14 protein-coding genes are annotated in these 13,263 nt (G+C 71.7%); 8 read left to right on the top strand and 6 right to left on the bottom strand.

Annotated features, from left to right (window positions below; all coding sequences use genetic code 11):
• Window positions 1-7 precede the first annotated feature (7 nt).
• Window positions 8-556, top strand: a complete 549-nt coding sequence (locus ACN263_RS12765) for a hypothetical protein (protein ID WP_422740695.1) — start codon at window positions 8-10, stop codon at window positions 554-556.
• A 37-nt stretch (window positions 557-593) separates the two neighbouring features.
• Here the strand turns inward: ACN263_RS12765 and ACN263_RS12760 are convergent, their stop codons facing one another.
• A complete protein-coding gene (locus tag ACN263_RS12760; protein ID WP_422740017.1) occupies window positions 594-932 on the bottom strand; it encodes a DUF3817 domain-containing protein in 339 nt (112 codons plus the stop codon).
• A gap of 163 nt (window positions 933-1,095) precedes the next feature.
• Between ACN263_RS12760 and ACN263_RS12755 the strand changes: the two genes are divergently transcribed.
• On the top strand, window positions 1,096-2,574 hold the full coding sequence (locus ACN263_RS12755) for a glutamate--cysteine ligase (protein WP_422740016.1): 1,479 nt from the start codon (window positions 1,096-1,098) through the stop codon (window positions 2,572-2,574).
• A 168-nt stretch (window positions 2,575-2,742) separates the two neighbouring features.
• Entirely contained in the window at window positions 2,743-3,756 is a 1,014-nt protein-coding gene (locus ACN263_RS12750; RefSeq protein WP_422740015.1) for a S66 peptidase family protein, read from the top strand.
• A gap of 25 nt (window positions 3,757-3,781) precedes the next feature.
• Here the strand turns inward: ACN263_RS12750 and ACN263_RS12745 are convergent, their stop codons facing one another.
• The 3 genes from ACN263_RS12745 to ACN263_RS12735 all read right to left on the bottom strand — a co-directional run bounded on the left by ACN263_RS12745 (window position 3,782) and on the right by ACN263_RS12735 (window position 6,526).
• Complete coding sequence (locus ACN263_RS12745) at window positions 3,782-4,168, bottom strand: DUF2267 domain-containing protein (RefSeq protein ID WP_422740014.1); 387 nt, start codon at window positions 4,166-4,168, stop codon at window positions 3,782-3,784.
• A 211-nt stretch (window positions 4,169-4,379) separates the two neighbouring features.
• A complete protein-coding gene (locus tag ACN263_RS12740) occupies window positions 4,380-5,552 on the bottom strand; it encodes a zinc-dependent alcohol dehydrogenase (protein WP_422740013.1) in 1,173 nt (390 codons plus the stop codon).
• 23 nt (window positions 5,553-5,575) lie between these two features.
• Window positions 5,576-6,526 (bottom strand): SRPBCC family protein, encoded by a 951-nt coding sequence (locus ACN263_RS12735; RefSeq protein ID WP_422740012.1) that lies wholly within the window; start codon window positions 6,524-6,526, stop codon window positions 5,576-5,578.
• Window positions 6,527-6,746: 220 nt separating this feature from the next.
• On the opposite strand from ACN263_RS12735, the gene ACN263_RS12730 reads away from it, so the two are divergent.
• Window positions 6,747-7,760: a carboxypeptidase regulatory-like domain-containing protein gene (locus tag ACN263_RS12730; RefSeq protein ID WP_422740011.1), complete on the top strand. Its 1,014-nt coding sequence runs from the start codon at window positions 6,747-6,749 to the stop codon at window positions 7,758-7,760.
• On the opposite strand, the gene ACN263_RS12725 is transcribed toward ACN263_RS12730, so the two are convergent.
• Window positions 7,757-8,257, bottom strand: coding sequence for a DUF6584 family protein (locus ACN263_RS12725; protein WP_422740010.1), 501 nt, complete (start codon window positions 8,255-8,257; stop codon window positions 7,757-7,759). The genes ACN263_RS12730 and ACN263_RS12725 overlap by 4 nt on opposite strands.
• 113 nt (window positions 8,258-8,370) lie before the next feature.
• On the opposite strand from ACN263_RS12725, the gene ACN263_RS12720 reads away from it, so the two are divergent.
• Both ACN263_RS12720 and ACN263_RS12715 read left to right on the top strand, forming a co-directional pair.
• On the top strand, window positions 8,371-8,742 hold the full coding sequence (locus ACN263_RS12720; protein WP_422740009.1) for an SCP2 sterol-binding domain-containing protein: 372 nt from the start codon (window positions 8,371-8,373) through the stop codon (window positions 8,740-8,742).
• A 5-nt stretch (window positions 8,743-8,747) separates the two neighbouring features.
• Entirely contained in the window at window positions 8,748-10,790 is a 2,043-nt protein-coding gene (locus tag ACN263_RS12715; RefSeq protein ID WP_422740694.1) for a glycogen debranching N-terminal domain-containing protein, read from the top strand.
• Here the strand turns inward: ACN263_RS12715 and ACN263_RS12710 are convergent.
• Window positions 10,787-11,494 carry a helix-turn-helix domain-containing protein gene (locus ACN263_RS12710; RefSeq protein WP_422740008.1) on the bottom strand — a complete coding sequence of 236 codons (708 nt, stop codon included), beginning with the start codon at window positions 11,492-11,494 and terminating at the stop codon, window positions 10,787-10,789. The genes ACN263_RS12715 and ACN263_RS12710 overlap by 4 nt on opposite strands.
• 198 nt (window positions 11,495-11,692) lie before the next feature.
• Between ACN263_RS12710 and ACN263_RS12705 the strand changes: the two genes are divergently transcribed.
• Both ACN263_RS12705 and ACN263_RS12700 read left to right on the top strand, forming a co-directional pair.
• Window positions 11,693-12,394: a DUF4097 family beta strand repeat-containing protein gene (locus ACN263_RS12705; protein ID WP_422740007.1), complete on the top strand. Its 702-nt coding sequence runs from the start codon at window positions 11,693-11,695 to the stop codon at window positions 12,392-12,394.
• Window positions 12,395-12,420: 26 nt separating this feature from the next.
• On the top strand, window positions 12,421-13,239 hold the full coding sequence (locus tag ACN263_RS12700; protein WP_422740006.1) for an alpha/beta fold hydrolase: 819 nt from the start codon (window positions 12,421-12,423) through the stop codon (window positions 13,237-13,239).
• Window positions 13,240-13,263 lie beyond the last annotated feature (24 nt).

Below are 13,263 nucleotides of genomic sequence, written 5' to 3'. Positions count from 1 at the left end.
ACTCTCGGTGGTGGAGATGGACAGCGGACTCGATACCCGACGGATCGTGCACCCGACGGAGCGGATCGTCACCGGGCGGCTGGTCCGCCTGCTGGACGGCTACACCCGGGAGATACGGGTCGGCCAACCGGTGCTCGTCGCGGTGCTCGCCGCCGCCGCGTTCGCCCGGCTGCCGGCCCTGCTGCTGCGCGCGCTGTTCTCCTTCGGCGGCGGTGGCACCCGCCGGCGCTTCAAGGAGCTGAAGCAGGGCCCGGAGTACCTGGTCACCCCGGTACGCCTGCGCAACACCGCCGGTCAGCTCTGCGAGGTCGAGCTGCACGGGCACCTGCCGCAGAGCGCCCTGCACCCGGCCGACCAGGTGCAGCTCACGCTTCGCCCGCAGCGTGATCCGGACCTGCCGCCGCGCATCGAGCGGATCGTCAACCTGACCACCGGGCAGTTGCTCACCCCGCGCACCGCGACCCTCTGGTCACACCTCGGGCCGCCGCTGCTGTTGCAGGCGATGATCGGCGCGCTGCTGCTGGCCGGTGTGGTGGCCTGTTCCGCGCTGACCTGAGAGCCGGCGGGCCCGAGCGCGCCGGATCGGCGGCCGGTCAGCCGACCGGGGTGGGCTCGCGGGTCGGTTGGTCGGCGGTGCCGAGCATGCCCCGGCGGTGTGCCCAACGCTCGAAGATCAGGGTGGCGAACGGCGGCACGGCGCAGGCCAGCGCCACGACGGTCACCGGCAGGCGCCAGCGGCGCAGCCGGGCCACCGCGAGCACCAGCAGCCCGTACGCGACGAACAGGCCGCCGTGGATCGGGCCGAAGATCTTCACGCCCAGCTCGTTGCCGGGCGGCCCGTACTTGACGGCCATCCCGGCCAGCAGGGCCAGCCAGGAGCAGGCTTCGGCGATCGCCGCCACGACGAACAGCCGGGTCACCTTCTCGCGCATCCGGCAATGCTAACGGTGCCGGTCGTTCGCACCCCCGCCGACCACGCAGCGTGCGACAGGGGTCACCGGGGCCACGGCTGGGTAGGAAAGAACCCTCGGGTCTTCCCCGCTCGCCCGGCCCCGTGCGAGGTTAGGGGGAACCAGCGGTGACAGGGCGGTGACCATGGGCGAAGACGTCGGCGTACGGACCTTCAGTCGGGAGGATCGGGCCCGTTACCGGGAAAAGGTGCGGAACTGCCTGGATGTCTTCGCCGAGATGCTGCGGGAGTCGCGGTTCGACATCGACCGGCCGATGACGGGGCTGGAGATCGAGCTGAACCTCGTGGACGAGGCGTCGAATCCGGCGATGCGCAACGCCGACGTGTTGGCGGCCATCGAGGATCCGAGTTTCCAGACGGAGCTCGGCCAGTTCAACATCGAGATCAACGTGCCGCCGCGCCGGCTGACCGGCACCGGGACGCTCGACTTCGAGGAGCACGTGCGGGCCAGCCTCAACGCGGCCGAGCAGAAGGCCCGCGCGGTGGGCGCGCACATGGTCATGATCGGCATCCTGCCGACGCTGCGCCCCGAGCACCTGACCGCCGAGACGCTCTCGGCCAACCCGCGTTACAAGCTGCTCAACGAGCAGATCTTCGCGGCGCGCGGCGAGGACCTGCCGATCGCCATCTCCGGGGTGGAGCGCCTGGCGGTCACCGCCGACACGATCACCCCGGAGGCGGCCTGCACCAGCACCCAGTTCCACCTCCAGGTCAGCCCGGCGCAGTTCGCCGACTACTGGAACTCCGCGCAGGCCGTCGCCGGCATCCAGGTGGCGCTCGGCGCGAACGCGCCGCTGTTCTTCGGCCGGGAACTGTGGCGTGAGACCCGCATCCCGCTGTTCCAGCAGGCCACCGACACCAGGCCGGAAGAGATAAAAGCCCAGGGGGTACGCCCCCGAGTCTGGTTCGGCGAACGCTGGATCACCAGCGTCTTCGACCTGTTCGAGGAGAACGTCCGATACTTCCCGGCGCTGCTGCCGGTGTGCGACCCGCAGGACCCGGCGCAGACCCTGGCGGCCGGCGAGGTGCCCAACCTCGCCGAACTGCGGCTGCACAACGGCACGATCTACCGCTGGAACCGCCCGGTGTACGACGTGTCGCGCGGCCGGCCCCACCTGCGCGTGGAAAATCGCGTGCTGCCGGCCGGGCCGACCGTGCTGGACACCATCGCCAACGGCGCCTTCTACTTCGGGCTGGTCCGCGCCCTGGCCGAGTCGGACCGGCCCCTGTGGTCGCAGATGTCGTTCAGCGCCGCCGAGGAGAATTTCACCAGCTGCGCCCGGCACGGCATCGACGCGCAGGTCTTCTGGCCCGGCCTCGGCTACCTGCCGGTCACCGAACTGGTGCTGCGCCGGCTGCTGCCGATGGCGCACCACGGTCTGGACCGGTGGGGTCTCGACCCGACCGAGCGGGACCGGCTGTTGGGCGTCATCGAGCAGCGCTGCCTCACCAGCCGCAACGGCGCGACCTGGCAGGTGGCGACGCTGCACCGGCTGGAGTCCGCCGACCACCTGGACCGACCCGAGGCGCTGCGCGAGGTGGTGCGGCACTACGTGGAGCTGATGCACAGCAACCGACCGGTGCACGAGTGGCCCATTCCCTGACCATCATTCGTCCTCTGTGGACCCCCCACGGCATCGATCATCGTCATAAACTGTAGCGGCTCGCACGGCGCTGACGGTGGAGGCACGACTGTGGCCGGTTCCGGCACCGATCCCGCTCCGACCCGCACGCCCGCTCGGTCGCCCCTGTCGCGGCGTCGCATGCTGGGCATGGGAGCGGCGGCCGCCGGCGGCGTGGTGCTCGCCGGGCAGCCGGACGCCGCGTCCGCGCACGCTGCGCCCGCTTCGCGCACCCGACGAGCGCTGCGGGCTCCGGCGCTGGCACCCGGCGACCGGGTGCGGGTGGTGTCGCCCGGAGGCACCCCCAACCCGACGAACATGGCGCGCGGCATCGAGATCCTCCGGAGCTGGGGCCTGGAGGTGGAGCTGGGTGAACACGTCTACGCGAAGTACGGCTACCTGGCCGGCACCGACGCGCAGCGCCTGGCGGACCTGAGCGCCGCACTCAACGACCCGGGCGTACGCGGTGTCTTCGCCGCCCGTGGCGGCTACGGCACCCAGCGGATCGTCGATGCGATCGACGTGTCCGGTCTACGCCGCGACCCCAGGGTGGTCGTCGGTTTCAGCGACATCACCAGCATCCACGGCAGGCTCTGGCGCGAGACCGGCCTGGTCACCTTCTACGGGCCGATGGTCAACTGGAGCGACAGCCGCACCGGCCCCGAGTCGGCCGAGGCGTTGCGGAACGCGGTGATGACGACCGCGCCGGTCACCATCACCCGGGACCCGGCCGAGACGGCCGCCCCGGTGCTGGTGCCGGGGCGCGCGTCGGGTCCGCTGCTCGGGGGCTGCCTGACGATGCTCTCCACCTCGCTCGGCGCGGCGGACGCGCCGCGGTTCGACGACGCGATCCTGTTCTTCGAGGACGTGGACGAGGCCCCGTACAGCATCGACCGGATGGTGACCGAGCTGCGCCGGGTGGGCGTACTGTCCCGGGTCGCCGGGGTGGTCGTCGGTCAGATCACCAACAGCGTCGGCGGTGCCGGCGAGTGGGACGCGGCGGCGGTGCTCAAGGACCGCCTGTACGACCTGGGCGTGCCCGTCCTGGGCGGGTTGCGCCTCGGGCACGGCGTCGGGCAGCTCACCGTTCCGCTCGGCGCGCGGGCCACCATCGACGCCGAGGCGGGGACCCTGACCGTGGAGGCCGGGGTCCGCGCCCGCTGACACCGGTGGCCGTGCGCCTCGACGCTCAGCCCCGTGGAGTGGGTACGCCGAACAGGTCGGTGATGCCTCCGGGCAACTGGGCCAGCAGGTCGTTACGGTCGTCGTCGTCGAGCGCCTCGGCGACGGTGGTCAGCACGACCCGGGCGTGTTCGCGTACCTGGTCCGCGTTGGCGACCTGCTCCCGGTCCCCGACGTGCTTCAGGAAGTCGCCGACGTCCCACCTGCGGCCCTGCGGGTTACGGGTGACGGACGCGTTCAACCGGTCGGGCAGCTGTGCCGCGAGGTTGTCGGCCTCCTGTCCGGCGAGTCGTTCGCCGAGCACCGACAGGACGGCCTGCACCGAGCGCACGGCCTCGTTCTCCCCGAGCCCGCCGCGCTGTCGTACGGTCGCGATCATCTGCTCGTAATCCATGACCCGCTCCCTCCCGTCTCCGGAACGAACGAGCCGCGTTCCCAAGCCCACGGACCACAAACACACCCCCTCCCGCGCGCGTCCCCACCCCCCTCCCGCGCCGATCTTGCACTTTCGGTTGCCGAGTTGGGGTGATACGCACCCTTTGTCGCCACCGAAAGTGCAAGATCGCGGGGAGCCGGGCGGGGCGGGGGCGGGAGGGGTGGGGCGGTTAGACCTTGAGGAGGACCTTGGTGCAGTTGTCTTGTTTCTTTTGGAAGATCTTGTAGCCCTTGGGGGCGTCGCGCAGCGGCATGCGGTGGCTGACGATGAAGCTGGGGTCGATCTCGCCGCGTTGGATGCGCTCGAGCAAGGGTCGGGTGTAGCGCTGTACATGGCACTGGCCGGTACGCATGATCAGTGAGCGGTTCATGAAGGCGCCCATCGGGAACTTGTCCACGAAGCCGCCGTACGCGCCGACGACCGACACCACTCCCCCGGATCGGCAGGCCAGGATCGCCTCCCGCAACGCGAACGGCCGTTCCGTCTCGGTCCGGGTGGCCTGCTTGGCCCGGTCGTACGCGTACATCGCGGAGTTGCCGTGGTGGCCCTCCAGGCCGACCGCGTCGATGCACGCGTCGGGGCCCCGACCGGCGGTCATCTCGTTGAGGGCGTCCAGCACGTCGACGTCCTCGTAGTTGAGTGTCTCGGCGTCGGCGTGTTCGGCGGCGAGCCGCAGCCGGTACGGGTACCGGTCGATGACGATCACCCGCTCCGCGCCGAGCAGCCGGGCGCTGGCCGCGGCGAGCAGACCCACCGGCCCCGCGCCCCAGATCGCGATGACCTGTCCGGGCTTGATGTCGCACATCTCGGCACCCATGTAGCCGGTCGGGAAGACATCGGCGAGCATGACGGCCTGGTCGTCGGGGACCTCGTCGGGCACCTTGATCGGGCCGATGTCGGCGAACGGCACCCGCGCGAACTCGGCCTGGCCGCCCGCGTACCCGCCGAGCAGGTGGGAGTAGCCGAAGATGCCGGCCGGCGAGTGACCCATGACCTTCTCGGCGATGCCGGCGTTCGGGTTGGAGTTCTCGCACACCGAGTAGAGGCCGCGCTGGCAGGAGGAGCAGTGCCCGCAGGCGATCGGGAACGGCACCACCACCCGGTCGCCGGGCTTGAGGTTGCGCACCTGCGGACCGACCTCCACCACTTCGCCCATGAACTCGTGGCCGAGGATGTCGCCCTTGCGCATCGCCGGGATGTAGCCGTGGTAGAGGTGCAGGTCGGAGCCGCAGATCGCGGTGGTGCTGACCCGTACGATGGCGTCCCGGGCGTTCATGATCGTCGGATCGGGCACGTCGATCACCTTGACGGTGTCGGTGCCCATCCAGGCGGTGGCCTTCATTCCTTCGCCCCTTCAAGAAGCGGTCAACGACGGGACGTCGGCAGCGGCTGCGCGGGCCGCTGCATGGCCTGCTGGCGTACGGAGATGCCGTTCGGGCTGCCCTCGGAGCGGACCACCTCGCCCGCCTCCAGCACCTGCTTGAACCGGCGCAGATCGTCGCGGACCTGCTGCTCGGGCTCCTCGCCGAAGAGCTTGGCCACGGCCCGGCCGAGCGCGCCGGCCGGTGGCGCGTAGCGCAGTTGCACCCAGACCTCGGTGCCCCGGTCGCCCGGAGCGGGTACGAACGCCACCCGACCGGCGTTGGCCACCCGGCTGCCGGGCAGCGAGCGCCAGGTGATCGACCTGTTCGGCTGATCGTCGATGATCTCGGCGTCCCACTCGACGCGGCGACCGGCCGGCCCGCGGGCCACCCAGTGCGAGATGCGCAGGTCGTCGGCGCGTACCGACTCCAGGTGCGCCATGAACCGGGGCAGGTTCTCCATGTCCCGCCAGAACCGGTACGCCTCGGCGGGCGACCGGTTGACCGTCACTGCGATCTCCATCCGGATCATCCGCGCCCGGGCCCGGTGGGCACGCCCGGCGGCGATCGCGGCGGCGACGTCCAGGGCGGCGATGCCGGCGATCGCGGCGGTGGTCAGCGCCAGGCGGCGGCGTCGCTCACCGCGCCGGTCGGCCATCGCCCGGCCCAGCAGGGTGAGGTCGAGTGCGTCACCGGCCACCCGCGTCCACGTCCAGCCGGTGGAGCGGCGACCGGTGAGCAGGCCGACGGCGTGTGCCAGTTCGCGGGCGCCGACGGCCCCGATGACCGTCTGCGCCGCCGGGGAGTCGTCCACCCCGGTCAGTCGCGCGAGCGGTCGGGGCGCGGCCAGCGCGCCCACCCCCAGGGCCAGGCTCAGCAGGCCGAGGGCGCGCGGCAGGGCCGGCGACGCCGGCCCGTCCAGCTCGGGCAGGAGCACGGTCTCGACACGGCTCATGTCCGGTCCCTTCCGGTAGGCGATCGCCGCCGCGGGCAGCGGTGTCCGCTCTGGTGACGGTAAGCGGTAGTTGTGGAACGTGCGCCCGGTTCGGGCAGAACACAGCCGCCGGCAGCGCACCGGCACCTTCAGTCAGCATCACGACATTGACCGATTTAGATCAAGCACGGGCCGTTACGGTCGACTCACCCCCTGTCCCGTCGCCGCGAGGAGCATGCCCGTGAGCCGTACCCTCCTGCGCCAACTGACCAGCACCATCGCCATCGCCCTGCTCGTCGTGCAGGCCGCCGATCCGGCGGTGGCGCGTACCCCCGATCCCGCGCCCGCACCCGGCGGCGTCCGCGCCGTCGTGCGCGACGCGGCCACCGGCGCGCCGGTGCCCCGGGCCTGCGCCGCACTCGTGCCCATCGACGCCGCGGCGCTCGCGGCGGTCACCCTCGGCGAGGACCAGGACGGCCGGTACGGCGGCTGCGCCGACGAGCAGGGCAACCTGGTGGCCGACAACGTCGCCCCGGGGAAGTACCGGCTGCTCGTGCAGCCCTACGACACGACCCGGCACGGTTGGCAGTGGGTCGGCCGGCACGGCGGCACCGGCGAGCGCGAGCGCGCGTTCGTGGTCCGGGTCCGGGCCGGCGCGGTGACCAGCGCACCCGACATCCGGCTCGATCCGCCGGGCACGGTCGTCGGGGTGGTGACCGACGCGGCGACGGGCGCGCCGGTCCCGCGAGCGCTGGTGATGGTGGTGCCGTACGTGCCGCACCCCAAGTACGACGACCACGGGCCCACCACCGACGAGAACGGCCGCTACACGATCACGGGACTCGGGCCGTACCACTGGCCCGTGCAGTTCGCCGCGAACGGGCGAGCGACCGTGTGGTCCGGCGGAGTGGGCACCCGGGCGCAGGCGCGCGGCGTGCGGGTGCGTGCGCACCAGACGGTGACGCTCAACCAGGCGCTGCCCGCCGGCACGCCGGTCAGCGGGGCGGTACACGTCGACGAGCTGCTCACCTACGCCCAGGTGCTCGCCTTCGACGCGGTGACCGGGGACCTGGCCGGCGTGGCGGACGCGGGCGACGTCTACGCCCTGCGCCTGCTCCCCGGGCAGCGGGTGAAGCTGCGCTGCGACTGCTCGTACGCTCAACCGGTGTGGCACCGCGACGCCGCCGGTTTCGACACCGCGGCCCCGCTGCGGGTCCGGCACGCGCCGGTCGTGGTCGACTTCGACCTCGACTAGAACACCCACCGGAGCACGGTGACCAGGCCGACCACGCACAGCGTTACCAGCACCACGCCGAGCACCGCCGCCACCAGGCAGCCCAGCTCGTCCCGCCACGAAGTCGGCTCCTCGGGACGTGGCCCGTCATCGGTCCAGGTGACGGGCGCGTCCCGCCCGGCCTGCTCCAGCAACCGGGCAAAGCGCGCGCCCGCCACCGGCCCGAGCCGGCCGCTCGGGTCCGTGGTCACCCGCAACGCGCGCAGACGCCGCCAGGCGTTCCCGTAGGCCCGCTCGAACGCCGCGACCTCCCGCGCGCTGGCGTCCTCGCCGAGGAAGCCCCACCGCCCGGCCTCGGCCACGTTGCCCACCTGCCGGTAGAGCGCGGCACGCCGGGCCCGCAGGTCCAGGTCGTCGGGGTACGCGGTGGTCAGGCTCGCCAGCCGCTGCATCGCGGGGTGCACGTGCCCACGCTCCAGATCGGCCGCCACCTTCGCCAGCACCTGTTCCTTCGCCACGGCGCACATTGTGTGCCGTGCGCCCGCCGTGGCGATACGTCAATTCCGTCGGCCGGAGCGTTAGGAACAGCCCGCAACGGGTAGCCGTCATCCGCTTTTGCCAGGGAGGTGGGATGACGGCGACCAGCGAGTTCTTCGAGCGGCTGGCCGCCGCGTGCCAGGATCCGCGGTTCAGCAAGGTGTGCGGGAGTGTGCGCTTCGACATCTCCGCCGGGGACGACCTGGAGCAGTGGCTCCTGGTCATCGACCACGGGAAACTACGGGTGTCGCAGAGTGGGGACCCCGCCACCACCGTCATCCGGGTCTCGGCGCAGGTGGCCGAGGCGATGGCGCGCGGCGAGGTGAACGGGCTGGCGGCGATCGAGCGCGGCGAGATCCTGGTCGACGGCGACCTCTCCCTGGCGCTGCGTCTCGGGCGGTTGTTTCCCCGCGGGGCCGAGGGTGACGCGGGGGCGGATCGACCGACGGCGACCAGTGCGCCGTGAGGGACATCCCGGGCACGGTGTCCTGCATCGACGGCAACACCTTCATCGTGTCGGACGCCAGTGGGGACGTGGAGTCGTCGCCCGGCACACCGGTGGGACTGTTCGCCGCCGACACGCGCTTCCTGTCCCGCTGGGTGCTCACCGTCAACGGCGAACGACTGGACGCCCTGTCGGTGGACGACAGCCAGTACTACGAGGTCACGTTCTTCGTGGTGCCGGGCGGGGCCGTCGACTACGTGGAGGCGGACGTGTCGGCGATCCGGCGGCGACGCATCGGTCCGGACCTGGTCGAGACGCTGACGATCTTCAATTACGGTCAGGGAGTCGTCGACCTCGACGTACGGCTGGAGGTGGAGGCAGACTTCGCCGACATCTTCGAGATCAAGTTCGACATCCAGGACAAGGCGGGCAGCTACTACACCGACGTCGAGGCGAACGAGTTGCGGGTGGGTTATCGGCGCGGGACGTACCGGCGTGAGGTCGTCGTGTCGACAAGCGAGGCGGCCAGCATCGACGCGCGTGGACTGCGGTTCGCGATACGGCTGCGGCCCGGGGAGCAGTGGGACACCCGGTTGCAGGTGGTCATGCGGGCACTGCGACCGGACGACGTCGACCTGCGCGCTCCCCTGCGGGCCCAGCGCCCGAGCGAGTCGACGCTGCCGGACAGCGTGCGCGAGTGGGTGGCGCAGGCTCCGACGCTGGACACCGAGAGCGCGACCCTCCAACAGGTGTACCACCGCAGCCTGGTGGACCTCGCGGCGCTGCGTTTCGCGCCGCTGTCGCTCAGCGGAGCGGCCGTACCCGCGGCCGGGCTGCCCTGGTTCATGACCCTGTTCGGCCGGGACAGTCTGCTGACCTGCCTGCAGACCCTGCCCGTCACACCGTCACTGGCCCCACCGACCCTGCGGATTCTCGCCTCGCTGCAAGGGGCCCGGACCGACGACGTGCTGGAGGAGGATCCCGGCCGAATCCTGCACGAACTGCGCTACGGGGAGTCGGCCGCGTTCGAGGAACAGCCACACTCCCCCTACTACGGGACCGTCGACGCGTCGCCGCTGTTCGTGGTGTTGCTCGACGAGTACGAGCGGTGGAGCGGCGACACCGCGTTGGTGATGGAGTTGGAGCAGGAGGCCCGCGCGGCCCTGACCTGGATCGACGCGTACGCGGACCTGACGTCGACCGGCTACGTCTGGTACCGGCGCCGCAACCGGGCCACCGGCCTGGACAACCAGTGCTGGAAGGACTCCTGGGACAGCATCTCCTACGCCGACGGTCGGCTGCCCGGCTTCCCGAGGGCAACCTGCGAGGTCCAGGGGTACGCCTACGACGCCAAGCTCCGCGGGGCGCGGCTGGCGCGCGCGTTCTGGGGTGACCCGGCCTACGCCGAGCGGCTGGAACGCGAGGCGGCGGCGTTGTACGAGCGCTTCAACCGGGACTTCTGGCTGGAGGACCGCGGCTACTACGCCCTCGCGCTCGACCACGACGGTACGCCCGTGGACAGCCTCTCCTCGAACATCGGGCACCTGCTGTGGAGTGGCATCGTGGCGCCCGACCGGGCCGCGCGGGTGGTCGAGCACCTGATGGGTCCGGCGCTCTTCTCCGGCTGGGGCGTGCGGACCTTCGCCGCCGGGCAGAGCCGCTACAACCCGCTCGGCTACCACAACGGCACGGTCTGGCCGTTCGACAACTCGTTCATCGCGTGGGGCCTACGCCGGTACGGGTTCCTCAGCGAGGCGGGTCGGATCGCCGAGGGCATCCTGTCCGCCGCGACCTACTTCCAGGGGCGGCTGCCCGAGGCGTTCGGCGGCTTCGACCGCAGCACCACCCGGTACCCGGTCCGGTATCCCACCGCCGGCAGCCCGCAGGCGTGGTCCAGCGGGGCGCCGATGCTGCTGCTGCGCACCCTGCTCGGCCTGGAGCCGCACCAGGACCACCTGGCGGTGAACCCCGCGCTGCCGTCCACCTTCGACCGGATCGCGCTGCTGGACATTCCCGGGCGCTGGGGGCGCGTCGACGCGTACGCCCGCCACCGCCCGGACCGGAACTAGCTGCTGCGCAGGACGTCGCGGGCCTGTTCGGCGGCGCGGGTGATGCTCTCGCTCATGAAGTCGAGGAAGCGGGCGACGTTCTCCAGGCGGGCGGCGGCGGGGGTGTGCGGGCCGAGGACGGCGACGCCCTGGCGTGCCGTTGCGGAGAGCTGGTCGTTCGCCCGGGCGCTGGCGATCGTCGCCTGGTAGAAGAGTTCGGTGTCGACGACGTAGCGGTCACGGCGGCGCTCGTCGCGCTCCCGGCGCACGAGGCTCTGACTCTCCAGGAAGCTGATCGCCTTGGAGATGGACGCCGGGCTGACGTGCAGGCGCTGGGCCAGCTCCGCTGCGGTGAGACTGCCCGTGTCGGTGGTGAAGAGGCAGGTCAGCACCCGGGCCGCCATCTTGTTGAGGCCCGATGACATGAGGACCGTCGTGAACGTCTCCGCGTACTCGGCGACCGCCTCGGCATCGCGGCCGTGCGGCTGCGGGACCGACCCGCTGGTCCGGGTGGCGGCCGGTGCGCGGCGGCGGGCGCGGCGTTCGGTGGCACGGTGGGCGAGGTCCGCGCGGTAGGCGTTCGGGCCGCCGTTGCGCAACACCTCGCGGGTGACGGTCGAGGTCGGACGATCGAGGCGTCGGGCGATCTCGGCGTACGGGAGGTTGTCGGCCAAGCCCGATGCGATCTGCTGACGTTCCTGCTGGGTGAGCCTGCCTCCCGGCACGGTGGTCTCCTCGGTGTGGTCGTCCTGCGCGGCCCCGCCACCATAGCGTTCACCATCAGCCTATTGCAATGGCAACACCGGCGCGCGTTGCTTTATCAGCAAGACCGTTGCAACGGTATTAGCTCACTGAACTGCTATGACTCGACTTGGATGCAACTCGCTTGTTGCCACAACATGGAAAGCAACGTAGCGTTTCTGATGTCAGAAAGACCGGAACGAGCATCGGAGCACGCCGTGCAGAGCTTCACCACCCCCGCCCCCATCGCCGCCGTCCTGGACATCCCCGCCGGGCGCGTCCAGTTCATCGCCGCCGACCGCGCCGACACCACCGTCGAGGTCCGGCCCGCCGACGCCGGCCGCGGCCGCGACGCCCGGGCCGCCGAGCAGACCACCGTCACGTACACCGACGGCGTCCTGCGGGTCACGGCCGCCGCCCCCGCCCACCAGCTCCTGGGCGCCAGCGGCTCGGTCGAGGTCACCGTCCAACTGCCCGCCGACTCCCGCGTCGAGGTCCGGGCCGCCAGCGCCGAGCTGCGCGGCGTCGGCCGCCTCGGTGACGTCACCGTGGACGGCGCGTACCGCCACATCAAGGTCGACGAGGCGGCGAGCATGCGCCTCACCGCGATCGACGGCACCGTCGAGGTCGGTCGGCTCAACGGCCCCGCCGAGATCAGCACCACGCGGGGCGACATCCGCGTCGCGCAGGCGACGCGCGGCCGGGTCGTGCTGCGTACCCAGTCCGGCGACATCTCGGTCGCCGCCGCCACCGGCGTCTCGGCCGCCCTGGACGCCGGCACCGGCCACGGCCGCGTCAGCAACGCCCTGGTCAACCAGGGCAGCGCCGACCTCGACATCCACGCCACCACCGCGCACGGCGACATCACCGCCCGCAGCCTCTGACACCCCAACCCCACAGGAGTACGACCGTGACGACGCACAACCCCTCCCCCTCCCATTCGCCCTGGACCGGCATGGTGCCGGTCGACGACACCGCCCTGGCCGTCACCGACACCGGCGGCACCGGCGTGCCGGTGCTCTACCTCAACGGCCAGTTCGCCACCCAGGGCTACTGGCGGCAGGTCCTCGCCGACCTGGGCGCCGGGTGGCGGCACATCACCTACGACGAGCGGGCGCGCGGCAGAAAGTCGGGGCGCTCGGCGGACTACTCGTTCGAGGCGGCCGTCCGGGACGTCGACGCCGTGCTCGCCGCCCGCGGCGTGCAGCGGGCGGTTATCGTCGGCTGGTCCTACGGGGCCGTGGTCGCGGCCCACTGGACCAACCGCAACCCGGAGCGCACCATCGGCACGGTGCTGGTCGACGGCGCGTTCCCGCACGACTGGCTGGACGAGGCCATCGAGCAGCGGATCCGCAAGCTGTTCCGGCGTATGCGCTTCCTCGCGCCGCTGCTGCGGCCGACCGGCCTGATGCCCCGGATGAGCGCCGCCCAGCAGGCGGAGAGCAACATCGAGCTGGGCCGGCTCTCCCGCGAACGCGAGCTGGGCCCGGTGCTCGACGCCATCACCGTCCCGGTGCGGTACGTGGTCGCCTCGGGAAGGTCCCTCGGCAGCAAGGGTGACGAGCAGGAACGCATCCGCACCAGCCTCGACGCGGTGACCGTCCGCAACCCGAACATCAAGGTCCACGCCAAGGTGGCCAGCAACCACGGCGCGATCCTCAAGAAGGACTTCGCAACCGTCGCCCAGGCGGTACGCGAGGTCGCCGCCCTCGACAGCGCAGACCGCTGAGCCGCCGGCCACCCGCCCCGGCCC

The organism is Micromonospora sp. WMMD729 (genome assembly GCF_049315225.1).
In the GTDB taxonomy this organism is placed as follows: Bacteria; Actinomycetota; Actinomycetes; order Mycobacteriales; family Micromonosporaceae; genus Micromonospora.
Note: the sequence above shows the minus strand (reverse complement) of the source record. Positions and strands in the feature narration are given on the sequence as shown.

What these genes read in the sequence shown, in the direction of transcription:
- ACN263_RS12740 (WP_422740013.1), bottom strand. Translation starts at nt 5,552, where the DNA reads ATGAAGGCCACCGCCTGGATGGGCACCGACACCGTCAAGGTGATCGAC.
- ACN263_RS12705 (WP_422740007.1), top strand. Translation starts at nt 11,693, where the DNA reads ATGTCAGAAAGACCGGAACGAGCATCGGAGCACGCCGTGCAGAGCTTC.
- ACN263_RS12750 (WP_422740015.1), top strand. Translation starts at nt 2,743, where the DNA reads ATGGGAGCGGCGGCCGCCGGCGGCGTGGTGCTCGCCGGGCAGCCGGAC.
- ACN263_RS12755 (WP_422740016.1), top strand. Translation starts at nt 1,096, where the DNA reads ATGGGCGAAGACGTCGGCGTACGGACCTTCAGTCGGGAGGATCGGGCC.
- ACN263_RS12745 (WP_422740014.1), bottom strand. Translation starts at nt 4,168, where the DNA reads ATGGATTACGAGCAGATGATCGCGACCGTACGACAGCGCGGCGGGCTC.
- ACN263_RS12760 (WP_422740017.1), bottom strand. Translation starts at nt 932, where the DNA reads ATGCGCGAGAAGGTGACCCGGCTGTTCGTCGTGGCGGCGATCGCCGAA.
- ACN263_RS12720 (WP_422740009.1), top strand. Translation starts at nt 8,371, where the DNA reads ATGACGGCGACCAGCGAGTTCTTCGAGCGGCTGGCCGCCGCGTGCCAG.
- ACN263_RS12735 (WP_422740012.1), bottom strand. Translation starts at nt 6,526, where the DNA reads ATGAGCCGTGTCGAGACCGTGCTCCTGCCCGAGCTGGACGGGCCGGCG.